At 65.8% G+C, this 24,858-nt stretch carries 17 protein-coding genes; 10 read left to right on the top strand and 7 right to left on the bottom strand.

Features of this window, described 5'->3' with window-relative positions:
• The gene (gene rarD / locus QFZ23_RS18385) at positions 1-1,092 is read right to left on the bottom strand and encodes an EamA family transporter RarD (RefSeq protein ID WP_306925114.1); all 1,092 of its coding nucleotides are present in this window, start codon (positions 1,090-1,092) and stop codon (positions 1-3) included.
• A gap of 115 nt (positions 1,093-1,207) precedes the next feature.
• On the opposite strand from rarD, the gene QFZ23_RS18380 reads away from it, so the two are divergent.
• From QFZ23_RS18380 to QFZ23_RS18345, 8 genes are all read left to right on the top strand, one after another.
• The gene (locus QFZ23_RS18380; RefSeq protein ID WP_306925113.1) at positions 1,208-2,206 is read left to right on the top strand and encodes a DNA topoisomerase IB; all 999 of its coding nucleotides are present in this window, start codon (positions 1,208-1,210) and stop codon (positions 2,204-2,206) included.
• Positions 2,207-2,440: 234 nt separating this feature from the next.
• Entirely contained in the window at positions 2,441-3,874 is a 1,434-nt protein-coding gene (locus tag QFZ23_RS18375; RefSeq protein WP_306925111.1) for an FAD-dependent oxidoreductase, read from the top strand.
• Between the two features lie 112 nt (positions 3,875-3,986).
• On the top strand, positions 3,987-5,363 hold the full coding sequence (locus QFZ23_RS18370) for a GAF domain-containing protein (protein WP_306925109.1): 1,377 nt from the start codon (positions 3,987-3,989) through the stop codon (positions 5,361-5,363).
• Between the two features lie 152 nt (positions 5,364-5,515).
• A complete protein-coding gene (exaC, locus tag QFZ23_RS18365) occupies positions 5,516-7,039 on the top strand; it encodes an acetaldehyde dehydrogenase ExaC (protein WP_306925107.1) in 1,524 nt (507 codons plus the stop codon).
• Positions 7,040-7,107: 68 nt separating this feature from the next.
• The gene (gene adhP / locus QFZ23_RS18360) at positions 7,108-8,130 is read left to right on the top strand and encodes an alcohol dehydrogenase AdhP (RefSeq protein WP_306925105.1); all 1,023 of its coding nucleotides are present in this window, start codon (positions 7,108-7,110) and stop codon (positions 8,128-8,130) included.
• Positions 8,130-8,588 carry a DUF779 domain-containing protein gene (locus QFZ23_RS18355; protein ID WP_306925103.1) on the top strand — a complete coding sequence of 153 codons (459 nt, stop codon included), beginning with the start codon at positions 8,130-8,132 and terminating at the stop codon, positions 8,586-8,588. Before adhP ends, QFZ23_RS18355 begins: the two co-directional genes overlap by 1 nt.
• Positions 8,589-8,939: 351 nt before the next feature.
• Complete coding sequence (locus QFZ23_RS18350) at positions 8,940-14,564, top strand: peroxidase family protein (RefSeq protein WP_306925101.1); 5,625 nt, start codon at positions 8,940-8,942, stop codon at positions 14,562-14,564.
• A gap of 248 nt (positions 14,565-14,812) precedes the next feature.
• Positions 14,813-16,366 (top strand): amino acid permease, encoded by a 1,554-nt coding sequence (locus tag QFZ23_RS18345; RefSeq protein WP_306925099.1) that lies wholly within the window; start codon positions 14,813-14,815, stop codon positions 16,364-16,366.
• Positions 16,367-16,454: 88 nt separating this feature from the next.
• On the opposite strand, the gene QFZ23_RS18340 is transcribed toward QFZ23_RS18345, so the two are convergent.
• The 4 genes from QFZ23_RS18340 to QFZ23_RS18325 form a co-directional block, all read right to left on the bottom strand.
• Positions 16,455-17,090 (bottom strand): DUF2461 domain-containing protein, encoded by a 636-nt coding sequence (locus QFZ23_RS18340; protein ID WP_306925097.1) that lies wholly within the window; start codon positions 17,088-17,090, stop codon positions 16,455-16,457.
• Positions 17,091-17,179: 89 nt separating this feature from the next.
• Entirely contained in the window at positions 17,180-19,300 is a 2,121-nt protein-coding gene (locus QFZ23_RS18335) for an acyltransferase family protein (protein WP_306925095.1), read from the bottom strand.
• A 196-nt stretch (positions 19,301-19,496) separates the two neighbouring features.
• Positions 19,497-20,978 carry a catalase gene (locus QFZ23_RS18330; RefSeq protein WP_306925094.1) on the bottom strand — a complete coding sequence of 494 codons (1,482 nt, stop codon included), beginning with the start codon at positions 20,976-20,978 and terminating at the stop codon, positions 19,497-19,499.
• Positions 20,979-20,996: 18 nt separating this feature from the next.
• Entirely contained in the window at positions 20,997-21,470 is a 474-nt protein-coding gene (locus tag QFZ23_RS18325) for a Fur family transcriptional regulator (protein ID WP_306925092.1), read from the bottom strand.
• A 76-nt stretch (positions 21,471-21,546) separates the two neighbouring features.
• Here QFZ23_RS18325 and QFZ23_RS18320 point away from each other — a divergent pair, with 76 nt between their 5' ends.
• Positions 21,547-22,818, top strand: coding sequence for an MFS transporter (locus tag QFZ23_RS18320; RefSeq protein WP_306925090.1), 1,272 nt, complete (start codon positions 21,547-21,549; stop codon positions 22,816-22,818).
• A 40-nt stretch (positions 22,819-22,858) separates the two neighbouring features.
• Entirely contained in the window at positions 22,859-23,728 is an 870-nt protein-coding gene (gene htpX / locus QFZ23_RS18315; RefSeq protein WP_306925088.1) for a zinc metalloprotease HtpX, read from the top strand.
• Here the strand turns inward: htpX and QFZ23_RS18310 are convergent.
• Together QFZ23_RS18310 and QFZ23_RS18305 are read right to left on the bottom strand one after the other, a co-directional pair.
• The gene (locus QFZ23_RS18310) at positions 23,721-24,230 is read right to left on the bottom strand and encodes a GNAT family N-acetyltransferase (protein WP_306925086.1); all 510 of its coding nucleotides are present in this window, start codon (positions 24,228-24,230) and stop codon (positions 23,721-23,723) included. The genes htpX and QFZ23_RS18310 overlap by 8 nt on opposite strands.
• A 99-nt stretch (positions 24,231-24,329) precedes the next feature.
• Entirely contained in the window at positions 24,330-24,821 is a 492-nt protein-coding gene (locus QFZ23_RS18305) for a YajQ family cyclic di-GMP-binding protein (protein WP_306925085.1), read from the bottom strand.
• Positions 24,822-24,858: the final 37 nt, after the last annotated feature.

The raw sequence follows: 24,858 nt of genomic DNA, 5'->3' as shown, positions 1-24,858 counted from the left end.
TTAAGTGTTCGTTCGCGCTTCCCTGCGGGCGAGCCGCTTGGCTGCTGAACTCTTCCGCGTCGCAGCCAGCATGTCCACGGTGAGCACCAGCAGGGCAAGCCACACAACGCCGAAGCCGATCCACCGGTCCAGCGTCATGGCCTCGCGGAACACCACAAGCGCCACGATGAACTGCAGCACCGGTGCGAAGTACTGCAGCAGCCCGATGGTGGTCATGGGCAGCCGGCGGGCGGAAGCACCGAAGAATACCAGCGGCACGGCCGTGATGACGCCGGATGCCAGAAGCAGCCAGAAGTGCCCGGGGCCGTGGGTTGTCAGCGAGGCGGTGCCGCTGGCCGCGAGGAAGATCATCGTGGCGGCCGCAAGGGGAGTAAGGACGATCGTCTCGACGGTGAGGCTGGTTATGGCGTCGGCACGCGGCCCCACCCGCTTCTTCACGAAGCCGTACAGGCCGAAGCTGACGGCCAGCGTCAGGGCGATCCAGGGCAGCTTACCGTAGGACACGGTGAGCACGCCGACGGCGATGAAACCGATTCCGACGGCGGCCCACTGCAGCGGCCGGAGCGTCTCCTTGAGGACGAACACGCCGAGGAGAACGGACACCAGCGGGTTGATGAAGTAGCCAAGCGAGGCCTCGACCGCCTGCCCGGTGGTGACGCCGTAGGTGTAGGTCAGCCAGTTCACCGCGATGAGGCCGGCGGCGGCCGCCAGGGTCCAGAGCACGGAGCGGTTCCGCAGGGCATCACCCAAGACCCGCCACGCCCGGGTCACCGTGATCAGGAGGGCGCAGAAGATCAGGGACCAGACCACCCGGTTGGCCACGATTTCCACGGCACCTGCCGGCTGCAGAACGAAGAAGTATAGCGGAAGCAGCCCCCACAGCCCGTAAGCGCCGATGCCGAACAGGATGCCCGCCGTCGTCTCTTTATCCACAGCCTTGGGTGCGCCGGGCGAACCGGACTTGCCGGGTGCCGCAGGCTTGCCGGCGTTTGGGGTGCCGGGGCTGGTCACGCCGAGGGGCGCGGCGCCGGGTGAAGAGGCAGCTGGAACAGCGGAGGAGACGGATCCGTCGGGGTTAGGCACACGATCCATAACATCATGCTAGGGAGCGGTATTCCGCCTGGTGCAGACTAAAGGCTGCCTTCGGGAGGCAATTAGTCAGTAGGCTTGCAATTATGGGTACGACTCAACGCGGGACGGCGGCTCCGTGAGGCTCCGCCACAGCAACGCTTCCGGCCGCGGTTACCGGCGGGTGCGCGCCGGTACCGGCTTCAGCTACAGGGACCTGGACGGCTCCACGCTGCCGCCCGGTCCGGTCCGGGACCGGCTGGAGAGCATCGGCATCCCGCCCGCTTGGACGGACGTGTGGATAGCTCCCTTCGACAATGGGCATATCCAGGCCACGGGGCTGGACGCCGTCGGCCGGCGGCAGTACATCTACCATCCGGAGTGGCGCGAACGGAAAGACCGCGTGAAATTCGACCGCGCGCTCCAGCTCGCCGAATCGCTGCCCACCGCCCGCCGCCTGGTCACCATCGACCTGAGGTCCGACGGCGTCACCCGCCAGCGCGTCTTGGCCGCCGCGTTCAGGATGCTGGACAGCGGTTCCCTGCGGGTGGGGTCGGAACGGTACACGAACGAAAACGGTAGCCACGGGCTCGCCACCCTGCTCTGCGCCCACGTCCGTGTCCGCAAGGAATGCCTGTTCCTCAGTTTCCCGGCCAAGAGCGGCAAAACCTGGGAGTCCCGTATTGATGACCCCGACCTTGCGCCTCTGGCCCGGGCCCTGAAGCGGCGCGGCGGCAACGCGCGGCTGCTGGCCTACAAGAACGGCCGGACGTGGCACCCTGTGACGAGCGCCGACATCAACGGCTACGTCAAGGAGCGCACGGGCGACGACTTCACCGCGAAGGACTTCCGGACCCTGCGCGGCACCGCAGCGGCCGCCGTCAGCCTGGCCCGGAGCGGGCCGCAGAAAACCGAGGCCAAGAGGAAGCGGGCCATCAGCGTCGCCATGATGGAGGCGGCAGCGGTGCTGGGCAACACGCCGTCGATCGCCCGCAAGAGCTACGTGGACCCCCGGCTGCTGGACCACTTCGCGGCCGGCGAGACCATAGACCCCAAGCGGCTGGACTCGGCGGAGTCGGAGCTGCGGGCACTGCTGTACCGCGAGGGCGACGTGGTGGCCCTGCGCAAGAGCGGCTGACCCGGGCGTGCCCGGGACGCGCGGGCGTTCGGCCTCGCGACCCGCGCATCCGCCTCGGGACCCGGGCGCGCCCGTGGCCGCGGCCGCGCCAGTGGCCGCGAACCGGTCCGGGGGGCCGCAGGCCGTCACGGACCGCCGTGTGCCGTCACGGGTGGGACGCCCGGCCGGGCGGACAATTAGAATTGAAAACTGCGCGCCGGTGGGGCGCGGTCTCCCGTTCCGGAAGGGCTTACGGTGTCCAACACAGCTGAATCCACGGCCAAGCGCCCGCTCCGCGTCGCGATCGTCGGCGCCGGACCCGCAGGCGTCTATGCCGCGGACATCCTGACCAAGTCCAACGAGGTCAAGGACGGCGACTTCGAGGTCAGCATCGACCTCTTCGAGGCCCACCCGGCACCGTACGGCCTGATCCGCTACGGCGTGGCCCCGGACCACCCGCGCATCAAGGGCATCGTCAACGCCCTGCACAAGGTCCTGGACCGCGGCGACATCCGGTTCCTGGGCAACGTCACCTACGGCCGCGACCTCACGCTGCACGACTTCCGCGCCTTCTACGACGCCGTCATCTTCTCCACCGGAGCCATCAAGGACGCCGATATGGACATCCCCGGCATCGACCTCGAGGGCTCCTTCGGTGCCGCCGACTTCGTGTCCTGGTACGACGGCCACCCGGACGTTTCCCGCGAATGGCCGCTGGACGCCAAGGAAATCGCAGTCATTGGCAACGGCAACGTCGCCCTGGACGTCGCGCGGATGCTGGTGAAGCACGCCGACGAGCTCCTCGTCACCGAGATCCCGGACAATGTCTACCAGGGCCTGAAGAACTCACCGGTCACTGACGTCCACGTCTTCGGCCGCCGCGGCCCCGCCCAGGTCAAGTTCACCCCGCTGGAGCTGCGCGAACTGAGCCATGCCCGCGACGTCGACATCGTGCTCTACCCGGAGGACTTCGAATTCGACGAGGCCTCCGACGACGCGATCCGGAGCAACAACCAGACCAAGACCATGGTGAACACCATGACCAACTGGCTGGTTGAGGAGCACGCCGAGTCTGAACAGCCGTCGTCGCGCCGCCTGCACCTGCACTTCCTGCACAGACCGGTAGAGATTTACGACGACGGCGGGTCCGGCAAGGTTGCCGGCATCAAGTTCGAGCGCATGCAGCTTGACGGCACCGGCAACGTCAAGGGCACGGGGGAGTTCATCGACTACCCGGTGCAGGCCGTTTACCGCGCCATCGGCTACCACGGCTCTGCTCTGGACGAACTTGAATACGACGTCAAGCGCGGGGTCATCCCCAACGACGGCGGCCGCGTCCTCGACGCCGACGGGAACCCTGTCCCCGGCATTTACACAACCGGCTGGATCAAGCGCGGGCCCGTCGGCCTGATTGGGCACACGAAGGGCGACGCCCTGGAAACCATCGGCTTCCTCCTCGAGGACAGGTTCACGCTGCCGCCGGCACAGAACCCCGACCCGCAGGCGATCATCGACCTGCTCGAGGAGCGCGGCATCGAGTACACCACGTGGGAAGGCTGGAACAAGCTGAACGCCCACGAGGCCGCCCTTGGTGCATCGTGGACGGAATCCGCCGAGTCCGACGGCGTCGTGCGTGAACGCATCAAGGTGGTGCCGCGCGAGGAGATGATCCAAATCTCCCGCGGCTAAACCCAACTAGGTAGCAGCACTGGGCGTTCCCAGCGCCGGGAACGCCCTCTACTGCTACCTAGTTGGGTGGACTAGACTGTCGCGGGCAAGCGTTTGGGCGAGTGGGAGTTCGATGAAGAACCTGATCCAGCCGGCGACACCTGAAACCAAAGATTCGGCGCTGGTGCAGCGCCACGCCCTGGCAAGCCACGAATTCCTGGACAGCCACGTGCAGAGCGAAGCGTTTCCGGATGCCGAAGAGATCCCCGGCCTGCGCCGCCTGATCCGCGAATCTTGGCAGCGGTCCGCCAAGCTCCGGGCCAACCCGGACAACCCCGAGGCGCCGCTGGCCATTGCCGCGGACGAACTGGAGGAATACCGCCGCCAGCACCCCCTGGCCGCCATCATGCCCGTCATCCAGAAGCTCCTGGTCCGGCCCAGCCACGACTGCGGCCTGCTGGTTGCCGTCGGCGACGAGGTGGGCAGGCTGCTCTGGGTGGAAGGCGATACCGGCGTGCGCAGCCGCGCCGAGGGCATGATGTTCGTTCCCGGTGCCGACTGGTCGGAGGCGACCGTGGGGACCAGTGCCCCGGGGACCGCCCTCGCGTTGGGCCGCGGCATCCAGATTTCCGGCGCCGAGCACTACAAACGTTCAGTCCACCCGTGGAGCTGCACGGCGGTACCGTTCCAGGACCCCGATTCGGGCGCGCTGCTGGGGGTCGTGGACATCACGGGCACGGAGGCGGCGGTGGCACCGCACACGCTCTCCCTCGTGGAGGCCACCGTGGCGGCGGCCCAGGCCCAGTTGCGCGTGGAACGCCTGCAGTTCGCGGCTGCCCACGAACGCGTCAAAGCACGACGGCGGCACCCGGATTCCGGGGCGGCCGGCGGTTCCGTGCGGGAAGGCAGCCTGTACCGCAACAGCCTGCAGCTGCTGGGCCGCGACCAGGCCCTGCTCAGCATCGAGGGCCGCAGCGTGGTGCTGTCCGCCCGCCACAGCGAGATCCTGGCCCTGCTCAGCACCCGCCCGGACGGCCTCAGCGCCGAGGAACTGAGCGTCCTTTTGTACCCGGGGGACGGCTCTACGATCACCCTGCGCGCCGAGATGGTGCGGCTCCGGAAGGTCCTGCAGCAGCTGAACCCCGCTGCGGTGCCGGAGTCGCGGCCGTACAGGCTGGCTGTGGAGCTCTTGCCGGACAGCAGCCAGGTGCTCACCTGCCTGCAGCGCGGCGCCCACCGGATCGCCCTGGATATTTACCGCGGCGCCGTCCTGCCCCGCTCGGAGGCGCCCGGCATCGTCGAGCTCCGGAATCGCGTGTCCGCGCTGCTGCGCGAGGCCGTCCTGACGGACGGCAGCGCCGAGTCGCTGCTCAAGTACGCGGATCTGCCTGAGGCGGCGGACGACGTCGACGTCCGCCGTGCCGCCCTGAAGCTCCTGCCGCCGCGCTCGCCCAAGCGGGCCGCCGTCGTCGCCGACCTGGAGCGGCTGGAAACGGAGCTGAGCGCCTAACCGTCGGCCCAGCCGGGATTTTGCGAGGCTCAATCAAGGGTGACCCGGGTCACAGAGTTGCAACCTGGCTGCAACCTGCCCGCTCCTAGGCTCGATGCATCGGCGATCACCATGACACATCGCCACCGTGTTGCACAGCAAAGGAGCTAGCAATGACCGTTTACGCACAGCCGGGCACCGAGGGTTCGAAGGTCACGTTCAAGGACCGCTACGAGAACTGGATCGGCGGCGAATGGGTTGCACCCGTGAAGGGCCAGTACTTCGAGAACATCACCCCCGTCACCGGCAAACCGTTCTGCGAGGTGGCGCGCGGCACCGCCGAGGACATCGAACTCGCCCTCGACGCCGCGCACAAGGTGGCTTCCCCCTGGGGCCGGACCTCGGTGGCCGAACGCGCCGCGATCCTGAACAAGATCGCCGACCGCATTGATGAGAACGTCGAACTGCTCGCCGTCGCGGAGGCCTGGGACAACGGCAAGCCGGTCCGCGAGACCCTCAACGCGGACATCCCGCTGGCTGCCGACCACTTCCGCTACTTCGCCTCCGCCGTCCGCGCCCAGGAAGGCCGCCTGTCGCAGCTCGACGACGACACCACGGCGTACCACTTCCACGAGCCGCTCGGCGTCGTGGGACAGATCATCCCGTGGAACTTCCCGATCCTGATGGCCGTCTGGAAGCTGGCCCCCGCGCTCGCGGCGGGCAACGCCGTCGTCCTCAAACCCGCGGAACAGACGCCGACGTCCATCCTGGTCCTGATCGAACTGATCAGCGAGCTGCTGCCGGCCGGCGTGGTCAACGTGGTCAACGGCTTCGGAGTCGAGGCAGGCAAGCCGCTGGCCTCCAGCCCCCGGATCCGCAAGATCGCCTTCACCGGTGAGACCACCACCGGACGCCTGATCAGCCAGTATGCCTCCAACAACCTGATCCCCGTGACGCTGGAACTCGGCGGCAAGAGCCCCAACATCTTCTTCAACGACGTCGCCGACTCCAATGACGCGTTCTACGACAAAGCACTGGAAGGCTTCGCGCTGTTCGCGTTCAACCAGGGCGAAGTCTGCACCTGCCCGTCCCGCGCCCTGGTCCAGGAGGGCATCTACGACTCCTTCATGGCCGACGCCCTGGCCCGTACCCAGAAGATCATCCAGGGCAACCCGCTGGACACCGGAACCCAGATCGGCGCCCAGGCCTCCAACGATCAGCTGGAAAAGATCCTCTCCTACATCGACATCGGCAATCAGGAGGGCGCCAAGGCGCTCACGGGCGGCGCCCGTGCCGAACTGTCCGGGGACCTGGCCGGCGGCTACTACGTCCAGCCCACGATCTTCGAGGGCCACAACCGGATGCGCATCTTCCAGGAGGAGATCTTCGGCCCCGTGGTGTCCGTGACCCGGTTCACCGACTACAACGACGCCATGGGCATTGCCAACGACACCCTCTACGGTCTAGGCGCCGGCGTCTGGTCCCGCAACGGCAACGTCGCGTACCGGGCAGGCCGCGAAATCCAGGCCGGCCGCGTCTGGATCAACAACTACCACGCTTACCCCGCCGGCGCCGCGTTCGGCGGCTACAAGTCCTCCGGCATCGGACGTGAAAACCACGCCATGATGCTGGACCACTACCAGCAGACCAAGAACCTCCTGGTCAGCTACAACGAGAACAAGCTCGGATTCTTCTAAGCCGAACTTCACCACCCGTCACCGCACTCAGTTCAACCAAACGCACCAACGACGCAAGGATTTCGCCAATGACGACGACAATGCAAGCAGCCGTAGTATCCGAATTCGCCAAGGACCTCCAGATCCAGGACATCCCCGTCCCCACGCCCGGCCGCGGACAGGGGCTGGTCAAGGTGATCACCAGCGGGGTCTGCCACACCGACCTCCACGCCGCGGAAGGGGACTGGCCGGTCAAGCCGTCGCCTCCCTTTGTACCCGGCCACGAAGGCGTGGGCGAGGTGGTGGCCCTCGGCGAGGGCGTCACAGACCTCGCCGTCGGGGACCTGGTGGGCAACGCCTGGCTCTGGTCCGCCTGCGGCGACTGCCAGTACTGCCGCACCGGCTGGGAAACGCTGTGCGAGGCCCAGCAGAACGCCGGCTACAGCGTGGATGGCTCCTTCGGCGAGTACATGCTGGTGGACAGCCGGTTTGCCGCGCGGATTCCGGCCGGCTCGGATCCCGTGGAAGTCGCCCCGGTGCTCTGTGCCGGCGTCACTGTCTACAAGGGGCTGAAGATGACTGAAGCAAAGCCGGGGGAGTGGGTCACCATCTCCGGCATCGGCGGTCTGGGGCACATCGCCGTCCAGTACGCCGTCGCCATGGGCTTGCGCGTCGCCGCCGTCGACATCGCGGACGACAAACTCGCGCTGGCGAGGAAGCACGGCGCCGAACTCACCGTCAACGCGCTGCACGAGGATCCCGCCGAAGTCATCCAGCGGAAAACCGGAGGCTGCCACGGCGTCCTGGTCACGGCGGTGCACCCGTCGGCCTTCGGCCAGGCCATCGGCATGGCCCGCCGCGGCGGCACCATCGTGTTCAACGGCCTGCCGCCGGGCGACTTCCCCGCACCGATCTTCGAGATCGTGCTCAAGGGCCTGACCGTCCGCGGCTCCATCGTTGGGACACGGCAGGACCTCGAGGAAGCGCTGGACTTCTACGCACAGGGCAAGATCCACCCCACCGTCTCCACGCGTGAACTCTCGGAAGTCAACGCGGTCTTCAACGAGATGAAGCACGCGAAAATCGACGGCCGCGTGGTGCTGAGGTTCTGATGCCGGGCACCAGGCTGGACGCCGCCGTGACGCTGCCCGGGGAGGACTTCTCCCGGGTGGCGCTCACCGCCGAGGCCGTGGGCCTGCTGCGGAAGCTCTGGACGCAGCACGGCCCGCTCATGTTCCACCAGTCCGGGGGCTGCTGCGACGGCTCCGCGCCCATGTGCTACCCGGCGGGGGACTTCCGCACGGGGGAGTCGGATGTGCTGCTGGGGCGGTTTGATCTCTCCGCTGACGATGACGGCCGGTCCGGTTCCGCTGACGACGGCGGCTCTGACAGCAAGGACGACGGCGGCCGGCCGCTTGAGTTCTGGATGTCCAGGGAACAGTTCGGCTACTGGAGCCACACCCACCTGACGGTGGATGTGGTCGACGGACGGGGGAGCGGATTTTCCGTCGAGGCGCCGGAAGGCAAGCGGTTCCTGATCCGCTCCACGCTCATGGACTGGCCGGTCTGACCCCCTTCTGACACCTTGTAACACTGCAATTAGGGGATGCCCGGGCGGGGCCGCAAATGAGCGGCCCGGCCCGGGCATTACTGATTAGCCAAGCGGTTGGGAACCCCCAATTTGGGTGGCTCAACAGGGCAAAGAGCTACGGTCCGGCCGCATCCACAAGGTTTTCACGGGCAGGCCAACAGACGATGGCACGGTTACATCCCTCCTAGCGGCAGGTGTGCCATGAATCTCTCAGCCTTGAAGTCAGATGGGGGCGCGGAACAACGTCGATCCGCAGCTCCCACCGATCCACCAACAAACCGGCGTCAACGACGCAATAAGCGCGGCAAGCAGGCCATCTCCTTCCGGACGATGGCAGCAGTAACCACACTCATGATGCCAATCGCCATGGGGTTGCCCGTGGTGGCAGCCAACGCGGTGCAGGCACCGGTGGGGGAGGGTTTTACCATCACCCCCTCCGATCTCTCTTTCATCCTGAAGCAGATCAAGATCGCTGAAGCACATGTGGCCAATACGACCTCAGCCACCGGCCCCTGTGGTGCGCTGATCGGCACAGGTCCCAACCAAATCCCGAGCCCCCTCGTCTCGGCGGGGCTCCGGACGGTGGACGGGTCATGCAACAACCTGCAGCCGGGCCAGGAGACGTTCGGTTCAGCCGACCAGAAGTTCCCCCGCCTGACCACACCGGTGTTTAAGAGTGCCGAGAATGCATCGGCCTTCGGCGGTCCGGCCGCCTCGTCGTACACGCAGAAGTCGGGGACCGTCGTGGACTCCGAGCCTCGCGTGATCAGCAACCTGATCGTGGACCAGACCTCGACTAACCCGGCAGCTGTCGCCGCCGCCGGTAACCCGGTAAGGACACAGGGCAACACGGGCGTCGTTCCCTGCACAACGGACCCAGATCCCCTGGCCACCCCGCCTGTCGTCGGCGCGCCCGCAGACTGCGTGCCGTCCCACAGCACGCTGTTCATCGAGAACGTGACCACCGACGTCGGCCTCTCCCCGCCCTACAACTCGATGTTTACGCTGTTCGGCCAGTTCTTCGACCACGGCGTTGACCAGACGGTCAAGGGCGGCGGAACGGTATTCGTTCCGCTCAAGGCTGACGACCCGCTGCGCACCGTTGGTCCCGATGGCAAACCCAACACCGGCGACGAAGTCCCCGCCAGCCAGGCCTTCATGGTGCTGACCCGCGGCCAGAACCAGCCCGGTACGGACGGTATCCGGGGCACGGCGGATGATGTCCAAGATGCGAACAATACGGACTCGCCGTGGGTCGACCAGAGCCAGACCTACACTTCACACGCGTCCCACCAGGTGTTCCTGCGGGAGTACGTCGACAACGCCGACGGCAAGCCGGTCTCGACGGGCAAGCTACTCGGTGGCCCTGCTGGCCGCACCGCTGGTGGCATGGCAACTTGGGCCACGACCAAGCTTCAGGCGAAGACCTTGCTTGGTCTCAGGCTCGAAGACAAGGACGTCCTGAACGTTCCGATGATCGCAGCGGACCCCTATGGCAAGTTCATCCCCGGTCCGGCCCGCGGACTGCCGCAGTACGTGACGGCGACGGGTCTGGTCGAGGGACAACGCGACGACCCGTTGACCACGGTGGACGAGACCGTACCGGTGCCGGCGAACGTCAAGTACTTTGACACCCCGTTCCTGACGGACATCGCCCACAACGCGGACCCGTCTCCGCAGGATGCCGACCACAACCCGGCAACGCCGCCGGTGGCGCCGATTCCCGACTCCGAGGTCCCCGCGACGGCATCGGCCGATTTCGCCCACCAGCCCCCCGGCACTTATGACGACGAAATGCTGGACGCGCACTTCATTGCCGGCGACGGACGGGTCAACGAGAACATCGGTCTGACGGCCATCCACCAGATCTTCCACTCCGAGCACGACCGGCTCGTCGGCGACATTGAGAACGTCCTGACGACCGACACTTCCCCCAGCGGCGTCAAAGCCCTGACAGAGTGGAAGCTGGCCACCGGCGCAGGTAGCGCAAACGGTGGAGACGGCTGGAACGGTGAACGCCTGTTCCAGGCCGCCCGGTTCATCACCGAAATGGAGTACCAGCACCTGGTCTTCGAGGAATTCGCCCGCAAGGTCCAGCCTGCAATCAACCCCTTCGAGCCGTTTGCGTTCACTCAGACCGAGCTCAACCCCGCAGTCAAGGCGGAATTCGCGCACGCCGTGTACCGCTTCGGCCACTCCATGCTGACCGAAACGATCTCCCGCAGGAATGAGGACGGCGCCGGCTCCGACACCGTGTTCGGAACGTCTGATGACACCAAAGGCAGCCAGAACGACATCTCGCTGCTCGACGGCTTCCTCAACCCGCCGGAGTACACCAACGGCGGCCCTGCCGGCGCGCTGACCTCGGAAGAGGCCGCCGGCAGCATCATCATGGGAATGTCGGACCAGGCCGGCAACGAACTGGATGAGTTCGTGACCGACACGCTCCGCAACAACCTGCTGGGCCTGCCCCTGGACCTTCCCGCGATCAACATGACACGGGCCCGTTCCGAAGGAATTCCGCGGCTGAATGTTCTTCGCCGTGAGCTCTTCAACAAAACGAATGACGGCCAGTTGAAGCCATACATCAGCTGGGTCGACTTCGGCGAGAACCTCAAGCACCCGGAGTCCCTCGTGAACTTTGTCGCAGCCTACGGCCAGCACGCGTCCATCAAGGGCGCTACGACGCTGGCAGGCAAGAGGGACGCCGCACGGCTAATCGTCAGCCCCGCTGCAGGGGAGGTCCCTCCCGCTGACGCGGCGGATTTCATGAACAGCACGGGTAGTACCTGGAGCAACGACGGCGTCAACTCGAAGACCGGCCTCGACAACGTCGACCTCTGGGTCGGCGGTCTCGCGGAGAGGACGAACCTGTTTGGCGGCCTGCTGGGCAGCACGTTCAACTACGTCTTCGAGAACCAGCTGACGGACCTGCAGAACGGCGACCGCCTGTACTACCTGGCGCGCACCCCGGGCATGAACCTGAGGGCGCAACTTGAGGGCAACTCATTCGCAGAACTGATGATGCGCAACACGAACGTGCAGAGCCTGAAGGCCGATGCATTCGCGACGGCGGACTGCAAGTTCGAACTGAAGAAGCTGGCAGGCACCACCGCCGGCTTTGCAGCCTCCGGCAACGCCGTAGCGGATGACCCGGACTCAGACTGCAGTGAGGCGGATCTGCTGATCCGCATGCCTGACGGGACGATCAAGTACCGTGCGAGGAACACAGTCGATCCCTCCGGAATCAACGGACAGAGCGTCTACAACGGCACTTCCGGCGTCGACCGCATCTACGGCGGCAACGACAACGACACCTTCTGGGGCGGTGAAGGCAACGACATCATCGAAGGTGGGGACGGAGCCGATATCGCACTAGGCGGCGAAGGCGACGACATCATCACGGACCTCGCAGGTGACGACGTCCCGAAGGGCGGACCCGGCAACGACGCGATCGACGCCGGACCCGGCCTGGACATCCTCATGGCTGGAGACGGCAAGGATTTCACGAACGGTGGGGCCAACGCCAACGAAACCTTCGCTGGAGCCGGTGACGACTTCGTCATGCTCGGTCAGAGCCTTGACGCCGCATTCGGCGACAGTGGCGACGACTGGGAAGAGGGTGGCGACCAGCCGGACCTCATGCAGGGGGACAGTGGCAACCTGTTCTTCCTGGATGACTCACAGAAGCCCGGACACGACATCCTGATCGGCCAGGGTGGCGACGACGACTACGACATGGAAGGCGGCGACGACATCGGCCTCGGCGGTCCCGGCATCGAGAAAGTCGCTGGAGCCTCCGGCTACGACTGGGAGATCGGCCTCGGGGACCCTCAGCCGCAGAACCTGGATCTCGACCTTCCCCTTGTACCGCTGGACATCCTGCAGACTGATGTCCGCGACAAGTTCAACGAAGTTGAGGCAGCCTCCGGCTGGAAATTCGATGACAAGATCCGCGGCGACGACGTTGTTCCCAGCGGCGTTGGCGGTGGAGGTTTTATCGGCTGCAACGTTTTGGACCAGGCAGGGCTCAACCGCATCACGGGCCTTGACGCCCTGGTGCCTGATCTCGATACGTCCGCTGACGCCGTGATCGCAGCGTCTGCCTCCAAGGATTGCCCGCTCCTTACCGCCGGATCCCTGGTTTGGGGTGCTGGCAACGTGCTCTTGGGCGGCGGCGGAAGCGACGAAATCGAGGGCCGCGGAGCCAACGACGTCATCGACGGGGACGCATACCTCAGCGTCCGGCTCAGTGTCCGGACGGACCCGAACAACGCGGAAACCGAAATCGGCAGTGCATCTGCCGATGGAGCGGGCCAGAGCGCAATGACCAGCCGGTACCTGAAGGACGCCAACGGTGCCCTAACAGGCCCGACGCTCCAGGAAGCTGTCTTCGCGGGAACCGTGAACCCAGGCAACATCGTGGCGGTCCGCGAGATCCTCACGGGCTCCGGCGGCACCGACTCGGCACGTTTCTCCGGCCCTGAGGCCAACTACACCGTCAACACTGTCGACGCTAATGGTGCCCCAGCCGCCCTTGGGGCGCCGGGGTCAACCACCACGGTAACTGACACCACTGGCACGGACGGCACGGACACCCTTCGCAACGTCGAACGCCTCGTGTTCTCCGATACGGTTGCACCATCCGCTCCCGTGATCGGCGCAGTAACGGCCGGCGACGGCCAGGCGACGGTCAACTTCATTCCGGCAGCAGGCGGCGCCGCCACCAGCTTCCTGGTACGAGTTGTGGACGCCAACGGAGCTCAGGTAGGCGCACTTCGAACGGCAGACGCCGGGGCCACCAGCCTGGTGGTCACAGGACTGACCAACAACCAGTCGTTCCGGTTCCAGGTACAGGCGCTGAACGCAATCGGAGCCAGCGGCTTCTCGGCACTGTCCAGCCCCGTCACCCCGGCGGTCCCTGAGCTGGTAACGGCCGTTCCCAGCATCACAGGCGCCGCCACAGTGGGCAGCACCCTGCAGGCGAACACGGGAACCTGGGGGCCGGCGCCGGTGACCATGTCCTTCCAGTGGTTCAGCAACGGAGTTGCGATAGTCGGCGCCAACCTGCCCACGTACACCGTGAAAGCTGCGGACGCGGGCAAGTCCCTGACGGTCACGGTCACAGGCTCCAAAGCCGGTTTCCCGACGGTGTCTCGTACTTCGGCAGCGGTTGCGGCGCCGGCCGTAGTAGCGGCCAACGCACTCCGCGATTTCAACGGTGACGGCAACGCTGACATCGTCACGAGGGACACCAGCGGTGTGCTGTGGACGAACCTGGGCAATGGCTCCGGAACCTTCCCGAACCGCATCAGGGTCGGTGCAGGCTGGAACACCATGAACGCCTTCAGCGCCGCGGGTGACCTGACCGGTGACGGCCGCGCCGATCTCGTAGCGCGGGATTCCAGCGGTGTGCTGTGGACCTACCAGGGTAACGGTGCCGGTTTGTTCCCGACCCGTATCCGGGTTGGTGGCGGATGGAACGCAATGAATACCTTCAGCGTTGCGGGTGACCTGACCGGTGATGGCCGGGGCGATCTCGTGGCCCGGGATTCCAGTGGTGTGCTGTGGACATACCGGGGCAACGGCGCGGGAATCTTCTCGAACCGCATCAGGGTCGGTGCCGGCTGGAACTCCTTGAACGTCGTCAGCGCCGCGGGTGACCTGACCGGTGATGGCCGGGGCGATCTCGTGGCCCGGGATTCCAGTGGTGTGCTGTGGACATATCCGGGGAACGGCTCCGGAATCTTCCCGAGCCGCATCAGGGCCGGCGCCGGCTGGAACATCATGAATGTGATCAGTGGAGCGGGTGACGTCAATGGCGATGGCAGGGCTGACCTGATTGCCAGGCAGTCGAATGGGACGCTCTGGTCCTACTTCGGCAACGGAACCGGTGTCTTCCCGACACGGGTCTCCGCCGGCGGAGGCTGGAACACCATGAACCGCATCAGTTAGTCACAATCGAACCGATGTCCCGAGTCCTCTCAAGGACTCGGGCATCGGTCCGCGTCAGTCTTTCGGCTGACGCGTTACAGACCCGCGCCCGGCCCTCCACCACACCGCGCAGCCGCAGCGCGGAGGAGGGCCGGGCGTGGTCTTGGGTGCGGCCCGTCTCAGTATTCGGGACAAATATGGCCGTCCACTGGATGGACACTACACTTGATAGGTCTGTTTCCATCCCCTATCAGGACTGTGGACTTCCAATGAACCTTTTCCGGACCAAATCCATCGAGCAGTCAATAGCCGACGCCGATGAGCCCGGACGCAAGCTGAAGCGCTCCCTGAGCAGCTGGGACCTCATGATCATGGGCGTCGCTGTTGCCGTCGGTGCCGGCATCTTCTCCGTGGGTGCCAAGGCCGCTGCAAACTTCGCCGGCCCCGCTGTCACCATCTCCTTCCTGGTCGCCGCCGTCACCTGCGCCCTGGCGATCATGTGCTACGCCGAGTTCGCCACCGCCATTCCGGTGGCCGGCTCCGCATACGTCTTCACCTACGCCACCATGGGCGAGATTCTGGCCTGGATCATCGGCTGGAATCTCATCCTGGAGCTCTTCACCGCGGCTGCGGTGATCGCCAAGTACTGGGGCATCTACCTCAGCAAGGTCTTCGCGCTCATGGGCGTGGAAATGCCGCCTGCCATCTCGCTGGGCGGAGTGGACCTGTACTGGGGCGCCTTCCTCATCGTGGCCGTCTTCACCGTGCTGCTGGTGCTCGGGACCAAGCTGTCCGCCCGTGTGGGCAACATCTTTACGCTGATCAAGATCGCCGTGGTGGTGTTCGTGATCATCGTCGGCTTCAGCTATGTGAAGTTCTCCAACTACACCCCCTTCGTCCCGGCCTCCGAGCCGACGGCAAATGCCGGCGCGGCCGACGTCATGAAGCAGTCATTCTTCGGCTTCCTTACCGGTGCCGCCCCTGCGCAGTACGGCACCCTGGGCATCTTCGCCGGCGCCGCGCTGGTGTTCTTCGCCTTCATCGGCTTCGACGTCGTGGCCACCTCCGCGGAGGAGGTCAAGAACCCGCAGAAGACTCTGCCCCGCGGCATCTTCGGTGGCCTGGCTCTCGTGACGCTGCTGTACATCCTGGTGTCCCTGGCACTGACCGGCATGGTCCCGTACACGCAGCTTGCCGAGGCTGAGAGCCCTACGCTCACCACGGCCTTCGAGGCTGTGGGCAATACTGACGCCGCGAAGGTGATCGCCTTTGGCTCCCTCGTGGGCCTGACCACCGTGATCATGGTGCTGCTCATGGGCCTGGCCCGCGTGGTGCTGGCCATGAGCCGCGACGGCCTGCTGCCGCGCTCGCTGTCCAGGACGAGCGAAAAGCGTTCGACGCCGGCGCGCCTGCAGATCATTTGCGGCGCCGCGGTTGCTCTTGTTGCCGGGCTCACCAACGTGGACCTGCTCGAGGAAATGATAAACATCGGCACACTGTCCGCCTTCGTGATGGTCAGCCTTGGCATAATCGTGCTGCGCAAGAAGCGCCCCGACCTGAAGCCGGCCTTCCGCGTGCCGCTCGGCAAGGTAATTCCCGTCGTGTCCGCGATACTGTGCCTGTACCTGATGACCAACCTCGCCGTGGAGACGTGGATCTTCTTCGGCATCTGGCTGGTGATTGGCATTGCCATCTACTTCGCCTACGGGCAGCGGCACTCGCGCCTCAACGAGAAGTTCGCCGCTGCCAAGGCCGCGGTTGACGGCACAGCAGGTGGCCCCGACGGCCGGGACGACGTCGAGGACGAACTCACCAAGGTATAGCCTGGCCCTGTCCAGCGGGGTGGTATACGTGAGCTCCGGATCTGGTCTGACCGCGATGCGGGTGGCGATCATCCGCTGGTGGTTCTGGTTACGGGGCGGCATGCCGTCCCACCCAGTCCACCAGCGGCCGGAGCCGTTCCCACCGGGCGGCGATCTCGCGTTCCGCTTCCGATGACCTGAGCCAGTCTGGCTCGCCAAGCGCAACACCTGCGGACAGCGACTTGTGCTTGAGCAATTCGGCGCGCGGGTGGTCCTTCGGGAAGCCCCGCGGCACCGTCTTTAGCTTTTCGCCTTCAATGGCGAAGCCGGCTGCTGCGACGGCGTCCACGATGCGCTGCAGCTGTCCGCCGCTGCCTGCTGCGTCTACCGAGTTCCGGTAGCGGACTAGCTGTGCGGGAGAATGTGAGTGGTAGCCGCCGCCGACCAGCAGGCCGTCCGCGCTGATCTGAAGGTAGAACCCCACGCCTTCCTGGTACGAGGCGAAAGCGCCCTGGGCCGTCTTGTACGGGGATTTATCCTGCGAAAAGCGAACGTCCCGGTTGGGCCGGAAGATTTTCCCCGGTCCAAAGCGGGGCTCAAGAGTGGCGAGCAGTGCGGCCAGGGGCTCTTTCACGGACTCGCGGTACACCTCAGAGTGGGCCTGCCACCACTCCCGGCTGTTGTTTTCTTCCAGCTCAGCATAGAACTCCGTTGCTGCTGCGGGAATGCCCTCGAATGTGCTCATGAATGAAGCCTAGGGACGCTGACCCAGCTAGGCTACGGGCACCTCGCCCATGTGGAAAACACGCACGCGGACCAGCATTCACCGGGGGCTCACTTCGCCAGTCTGTCCAGCAGCAGCGGTGCCAACAGCTCGCTGTACTCCCGGTTGAGGTGGTTGGCGTCGAAGTAGACATTGACTCCGCCAACAACCGTGTAGCACTTGCGCTGATCGCAGAAATAATCGGTCAGGTCCACCAGCTGGACGTCGCGGTTGTACGACGACTTGGCTGCCGTGATGAGCGGGTCTTCAGGCTGCGCAACGGCGCGATCCACAGCGCAGGACGCCGGATCGTGGATATGCAGATTGGTACAGTCAGGCTGCCGCACCGCCTGGTTGAGCGGCGGATCAGCCAGGACATAAACCATGGACCCTGCGTCGGTCCACCGCTGCCAGGTCCTCTGCAGGCCCGTGGTGAACTGTTCGGAGACCGGACGGCCGGAGCCGTCGTCAACGGACTGCCTCCGCGCGAACATGGACGTGAAAACCGCCGCGGGTCGGTCGGCCGCCACGGCGTCGGTCACCCTCTTCGCCCAGTCCATGCAGGTCCGGGCGGAGTTCTGGTCGGCGCTGTCTTCGTAACCCGTGAATTCGACGTCCGCCACAGGACAGCCTCCCAGCAGGGCCGTCCTGACGATCCAGCCCCGTTGCTTGGCCGCCGCGAAGACCGCCGCCTGCCACTGCTGTGCGTGGGAGTCGCCCACTAGCCACACAGTTTTGGCGTCCCGCCTCCCGCCCGAGAAGTCACAGCGCTGGTGCGTCCTGGTGTCCGCGGCCTTCAGCTCGTCGTCTTGGTGGTCGCATGAAGGAGGCGTTTTCCAGTAGTCATTGGCATCCGACATCACAGGGGCAGCGGACGGCCCGAACGGATCGGCGCAGTCGGCGCCGGGGAGCAGGGCCAGCGGACCGTGGCAGGGCTCCAGGGCGGCCGCTGCCGCCGCCTGTTCCGCTGCCTCCTGACGGATTTCCTTGACGTGCAGCTGAAGGCCGGCGAGCCCGGCAACAAGTGCCATGCCGACGGCCATTGCGACGAACGTCCGCCGCGCTGACGCGGTGAGATACACGGATAACTGGCCGCGGTCCTCTACATACGCTTTAGTGAGGCCTGCCAGGACAACGGCGAGAAGGACTATCCCGATCCTGTCGAAGTTGTCCAGGGCGTGCCCCAGGGCGAACGGGGCAATGACGATGAGCGGCCAGTGCCAGAGGTACAGCGAATAGGAGATGTTGCCGAGGTACTGCAGCGGAATCAGGCTGATCAGTGGCTTGAACGCAGGCCTGCGGTTATTGTTCCCGGCAACGATGACCATCACAGTCCCCAGGACGGGAAGGAGTGCGAGAAAGCCGGGGAAGGCGGTCCCGTCGTTGAAGGCAAGGGCAGAGCACACGATCAGTGTGAATCCGGCGGGACCGCTCCCCTTCAGGGCTGGCGACGGCAACCCCTGCCGCCCGAGGGCCAGAGCGGTCAGCGCACCCGCGCCGAACTCCCAGGCGCGGACAGGAGTTACGAAATAGGCCTGGTTAGGCGAGTACTCCGTCGTGAGCACCGAGGCCGCGAGCCCGAGTGCCGTCACGGCGGCTATCCCCCCGAACACCATGGGGACCCCGGGCCTGCTGCCGCGGCCGGCCAGCCAGGACAGCGCTAGGAGCAGAAGAGGCCAGATCAGGTAGAACTGCTCCTCGACGGAAAGCGACCAGAAATGTTGGACCACCGTTGCCGATGATGTTGACGCTGAGTAGTCGACGGATTTGGCCGCCAGCACCCAGTTCTCTGTGTACAGGGCGCTGGCCAAAACTTCGTGAGCTGTGTCCTCCCAGCGGGAAAAAGGCAGCCACACCATAGCGGCGATGAGCGACGCTGTCAGGACCAGGAAGGCTGCCGGAAGCAGCCGCCGGATCCTGCGGGCATAGAACGAAGCGAGGCGGATCCGGCCGGTTCCCAGGAGTTCCCTGAGCAGATGCGAGGTAATCAGGAACCCCGAGATCACGAAGAAGACGTCGACCCCGACATATCCTCCGCTCAGCTCCTTGGGCCACAGGTGGTTCAGGACCACTAAGGACACCGCAAGGGCGCGTAGGGCTTGGATGTCGGCCCGAAACGACGGCCGGCGGCGGAGTTCTGCGGCGATTGGCCCGGCGGCAGCCCTGCCCGGTGCCTGCTTGACGATGCTCATGAATCCCTTTTGACGAGGCTGCGGCCGGAAGTGTCTTGCTGATTTTGCCATGCCGTCCGGTTCTGCCGAATTTACGGCAGCGACACGGCGTAACGGAGCGCCTGCCTCGGGGAACACCTCCGGACGCAGGGAAACCCCGCCGCGGCTGTGAACGGGTCACGTGCCGTGGCGGGGTTCCTGTTGCTACCTGGTGCTGTTAGCCGATCTTGTTGGCGGCTTCGGCGTCGGAGAGCGGTGCTGCGCCGAGGTTGGCGCGGAGCTTGGCGCCGAGCTCAGCGTCGACGTTGGTCCAGTACTGGATGGCACGTTCCTTGATGTCGGAGCGCTTCACGCCGCCCACGGCACCGGTGATGGTGTCCAGGAAGCGGGCCTTTTCGGCGTCGTTGTAAACCTCGCGGTACAGCGCGCCGGCCTGGACGAAGTCGCCGTCCTCGGCGTGCAGGGAGTGCGCGGCGTGCGTCAGCTCGCCGTCGTTCTCCCAGCCGCCGCCAACAGCGGCCGGCTCAAGCGCAGCCGGGCCACCGAACGTGTTCGGTGCGTAGACCGGCACGGAAGGAGCGTTGAACAGGAAGCGTCCCGCACCGTCCTGGCTGTAGTTGTTGACCTGGTTCTTCGGCTGGTTCACCGGGATCTGGGCGTGGTTGGTGCCCACACGGTAGCGGTGTGCGTCGGCGTAGGAGAAGATCCGGGCCTGGAGCATCTTGTCCGGGGACGCGGCGATGCCGGGCACGAAGTTCGACGGCGCGAAGGTAGCCTGTTCGATCTGCGCGAAGTAGTTCTCCGGGTTCCGGTTCAGTTCCATGGTGCCGACCTTGATCAGCGGGTAGTCCGCGTGCGGCCAGACCTTGGTCAGGTCGAACGGGTTGAACCGGTAGGTCTTGGCGTCCTCGTAGGGCATGACCTGAACGTGCAGGTCCCAGGAGGGCAGGTTGCCGGCTTCGATGTTCTCGTGCAGGTCGCGGATGTAGAAGTCCGCGTCCGAGCCGGCGAGGGCTTCGGCTTCTTCACCGGTGATGTTCTTCACGCCCTGGTTGGACTTGAAGTGGTACTTGACCCAGAAGCGCTCGCCTTCGGCGTTGATCCACTGGTAGGTGTGCGAGCCGTAGCCCTGCATTTCGCGCCAGGACGCGGGCAGGCCGCGGTCACCCATCAGCCAGGTGACCTGGTGCGCGGACTCGGGGGACAGGGTCCAGAAGTCCCACTGCATGTCGGCGTCACGCAGGTGCGTGCCGGGCAGGCGCTTCTGGGAGTGGATGAAGTCCGGGAACTTGATGCCGTCGCGGATGAAGAACACCGGGGTGTTGTTGCCCACGAGGTCGTAGTTGCCCTCGGAGGTGTAGAACTTCACGGCGAAACCGCGCGGGTCACGCCAGGTGTCGGGGGAGCCGTTCTCGCCAGCAACGGAGGAGAAACGGATCAGCATCTCGGTCTCGACGCCGGGCTGCAGGAACGCGGCCTTGGTGTACTTGGAGATGTCCTCGGTGGTCTTGAACGTGCCGAACGCGCCGCCGCCCTTGGCGTGCACCACACGCTCCGGAACCCGCTCGCGGTTGAACTGGGCGAGCTTCTCCACCAGGTAGTGGTCCGTGAGGATGATCGCGCCGTCAGCGCCGACAGCCTTGGAGTGGGCGTCGGACGTAACCGGGGCACCCGACTGGGTCGTCGAAATGGCAGTCATTGTTCTCCTATTTCTTTGCTACTTGTCATTTACGTTTGCAGGAAGTTTTTGGGCCCGCTGGCACTCGCCGCAGATCCCCTGGTACATGACATCCGCGATCTGGATGGTCATGGGATGGGAATCCTCGTTCCAGTGCGGGGTCAGGCACGGGGCATGGCCGACAGCACAGTCGACGTCCTCAACCCGCCCGCAGCTGATGCAGATCGCGTGGTGATGGTTGTCGCCCACCCGCGTCTCATACAGTGCAGGGGAGTGCGGAGGTTCGAACCTGCGCAGCATGTGCAGGTCCGTCAGATCACCCAGCACCACATACACGGACTGCGCCGTCAGTTCCGGCAGTTCCTCGCGGGCAGCCGCAAGGATGTTTTCCGCCGGGGAGTGCGGGTGATGCTCGACGGCGGCCAGGACCGCCAGACGCTGCTTGGTCACCCGTCGGCCGTGGGCGCGTAGGGCCGCGGCCCATGCTTCGTGGCTTTCGAGGTGATCGGTCATGACACTATTGAAACACTTATTTTGACTAGATCACAATAAGGCAGGGCTAAGTTTTCGCTGAGGCTAGAGTTGCCGGGTGGGAAAACTTCTGGCTGACATCACTCCGCTGCGCGAGAGCCCGGATTTCCGGCGGCTTTGGCTGGGGTCGGCGGTCTCCAATGTGGGCAGCCAGCTCACCCTCGTGGCGGTGGGCCTGGAGGTATACCGGCTCACCCAGGACAGCCTGTACGTCGGGCTGCTGAGTATCTTTGCCCTGGTGCCGCTGGTGCTGGGCGGCCTGCTGGGCGGGTCCATCGCCGACTCCCATGACCGCCGGACGGTGGCGCTTCTGTCGTCCGCAGTGCTGTGGCTGACCACGGGCGGGCTCGCCCTCCAGGCCTGGCTGCAGGTGGGCAATGTATGGCTGCTGTACGCCCTCGTGGCCGTGCAAAGCGGTGCCCAGGCGATCAACCAGCCTGCCCGCAGCGCCATCATTCCCGCGCTGTTGCGGAAGGAGCTCCTGCCGGCCGCCAACGCACTGAACATGGTGACGTTCGGGCTGTCCATGACGGCGGGGCCGCTGCTCGCCGGTGTCCTGGTGGCCAGCATCGGCTTCGGGTGGACGTACACGCTGGATGTTGTCAGCTTCGTCTTTGCCTTCTGGGCCCTGCTGAAGCTTCCTCCCATGCCGCCCGGTAAGGAGGCGGGCCGGGCCGGGATGCGGTCCGTCGTGGAGGGCTTCCGGTTCCTGGGCACGCGGCCCAACCTGCGGATGACGTTCATCCTCGACCTCATCGCGATGATCCTCGCCCAGCCGCGTGCACTGCTGCCGGCCATCGGCGCCCTCATGATCGGCGGCGGGGAAACCACCGTGGGCATCCTGCTGGCGTCCGTGGCGGTGGGGGCTTTCCTCGCCGGCCTCTTTTCCGGGCCGCTTGGCGCGGTGCAGCGGCAGGGGAGTGCGGTGGCCTGGTCGGTTATGGGCTGGGGCGCTTCTTTTGCGGCGTTCGGCCTCGTGGTGGTCCTGGCCGGGCGGTCCGGCTCCGGCGGCGTCACTTTCTGGCTGGTTCCGGCGGCAATATGTTGCGGCCTGGCGGGCATCGCGGACTCGGTGAGTGCCGTCTTCCGCACCACCATCCTGCAGGCCGCGACCCCGGACCACCTTCGCGGCCGGCTGCAGGGAGTCTTCATTGTGGTGGTCGCGGGAGGGCCGCGGCTGGGCGACATGCTGGCAGGCGCCGGCACTAAAATTCTTAGTGAGGGCTGGGTCCTGCTGCTCGGCGGCCTCCTTTGCATCGTCGTGGCCTGGACGGTGGCGCGGTGGCAATCCGGCTTCCTGAAGTACGACGCGCGGAATCCCGTTCCGTAGCGGCGGTGCCGGTTCCGACTTCTGAGCTGTGGAGGAAAAATTGCACAATCACCACAACGGGCTGAAAACGGCGGCGCTGTTCGGCGTGCTGTGGGCGATCCTGCTGGGCCTCGGCGCCCTCATTGCCGCCAATACCCGGAGCTCGGCCCCGATCCTGGTCATGGCGCTGATCGGCCTGGGGACCACGGCCTACGGCTACTGGAACAGCGACAAGATCGCGCTCCGGTCCATGCAGGCCTACCCCGTCTCCGAAGCCCAGGCACCGCAGCTGTACCAGATGGTCCGGGAGCTGTCCGCCCGCGCCAACCAGCCAATGCCGCGGATTTACGTCTCACCCACCATGGCTCCCAACGCCTTCGCCACCGGGCGGAACCCGCAGAACGCAGCCGTCTGCTGCACCGAGGGGATCCTGCAGCTCCTCACCCCGCGGGAACTGCGGGGTGTCCTCGGCCACGAGCTCATGCACGTCTACAACCGCGACATCCTGACCTCGTCCGTGGCCGCGGCGGTGGCCGGCGTCATCACCTCGGTGGGGCAGATGCTGCTGTTCTTTGGCGGCGGGGACAGGCGCAATTCGAACCCGCTGGCCCTCATCGCCATGGCGCTGCTGGCACCGCTGGCAGCGTCCCTGATCCAGGTGGCCATCTCGCGCACCCGGGAGTACGACGCCGACGAGGACGGTTCGCAGCTCACCGGCGATCCGCTGGCGCTCGCCTCCGCCCTGCGCAAGATCCACCAGGGCGTCCAGGCCGCGCCGCTGCCGCAGGACCAGCGGCTGGTCAACGCCTCGCACCTGATGATCGCCAACCCGTTCCGCGGCGGCGGGCTCAGCAAGCTCTTCGCGACGCACCCGCCAATGCAGGACCGCATCAGCCGCCTGGAGCGGATGGCGGGCGGGCCGCTCAGCTGACGGCCGCCGTCGTACTTTCCGCCGCTGAAGGATCTGCTGCCGCCGGCGCCAGTGAGCGGGCGTAGCAGACGGACAGCGGCTCGCCCGCGTACGGGCCGAAGTTGTCGATCAGGCGGTAGCCCTCGCGCTTGTAGAAGCGGATGGCGTCGGGCTGGGCCGTACCGGTTTCCAGCTTGAGCTCGCTCAGGCCCAGACGGGCGGCCTCGGCTTCCAGGCTCCGCAAAACCGCCGTGGCGGCTCCGCTTCCGCGGTGGTTGGGCAGCACGAACATCCTCTTGATTTCCGCGGATCCGGCGTCCAGCCGGCGCAGGGCGCCGCAGGCAACGGCTGTCCCCTCGTGGTTCCGGGCCACAAGGAACACGGTGATGTCCTCGGCGCTGGGCACGGAACCCGGCTCGTGGTCGTCGCTGCCGTAGCGGGCATCCAGTTCGGCCCGCTGCATGCTGCGGAGCCTCGCTCCGTCCTCGGCGTCCCACGGCTCAGGGGTGACCGCGAACTTCATGTCCTGTCCTTTCGTCGCATGCCCGGATCCACTGTTCCGGGACGCGCAAACGGGCCGGGGACACGCGAAGTGGTGTGTCCCCGGCCACGTTGCAGTTTCCTAGCTGCGGAAGTTGACGAACTGAAGGTCTGCCTCGTCGAAGTCCTTCAGCAGGGCCATGGTGGCCTGCAGGTCGTCGCGGGACTTGGACGTGACGCGGAGTTCGTCGCCCTGGATCTGGGACTTGACGGATTTCGGGGCTTCGTCGCGGATGAGCTTGTTGATCTTCTTGGCGAGGTCCTGTGCGATGCCTTCCTTGATGGAGGCCTCCAGCCGGAATTCCTTGCCGGACGCGTAGGGCTCGCCGGTGTCCAGGGACTTGAGCGAGATGCCGCGGCGGATGAGCTTGGACTGCAGCACGTCAAGGACGGCCAGGACGCGCTCCTCTGAGTTCGCCTTCATCAGGATCTTTTCGCCGCTGAAGTCGACCTCGGCACCGACGCCCTTGAAGTCATACCGCTGGGCGATTTCCTTCTGCGCCTGGTTCAGCGCGTTGGCCACCTCCTGCTTGTCTACCTTGCTTACGACGTCGAATGTGGACTCGCCTGCCATGACTCTCCTTTGCTGGTGCATGCGTTGCCCGGCGGTG

The organism is Arthrobacter globiformis (assembly GCF_030818015.1).
GTDB lineage: Bacteria > Actinomycetota > Actinomycetes > Actinomycetales > Micrococcaceae > Arthrobacter > Arthrobacter globiformis_C.
Note: the sequence above shows the minus strand (reverse complement) of the source record. Positions and strands in the feature narration are given on the sequence as shown.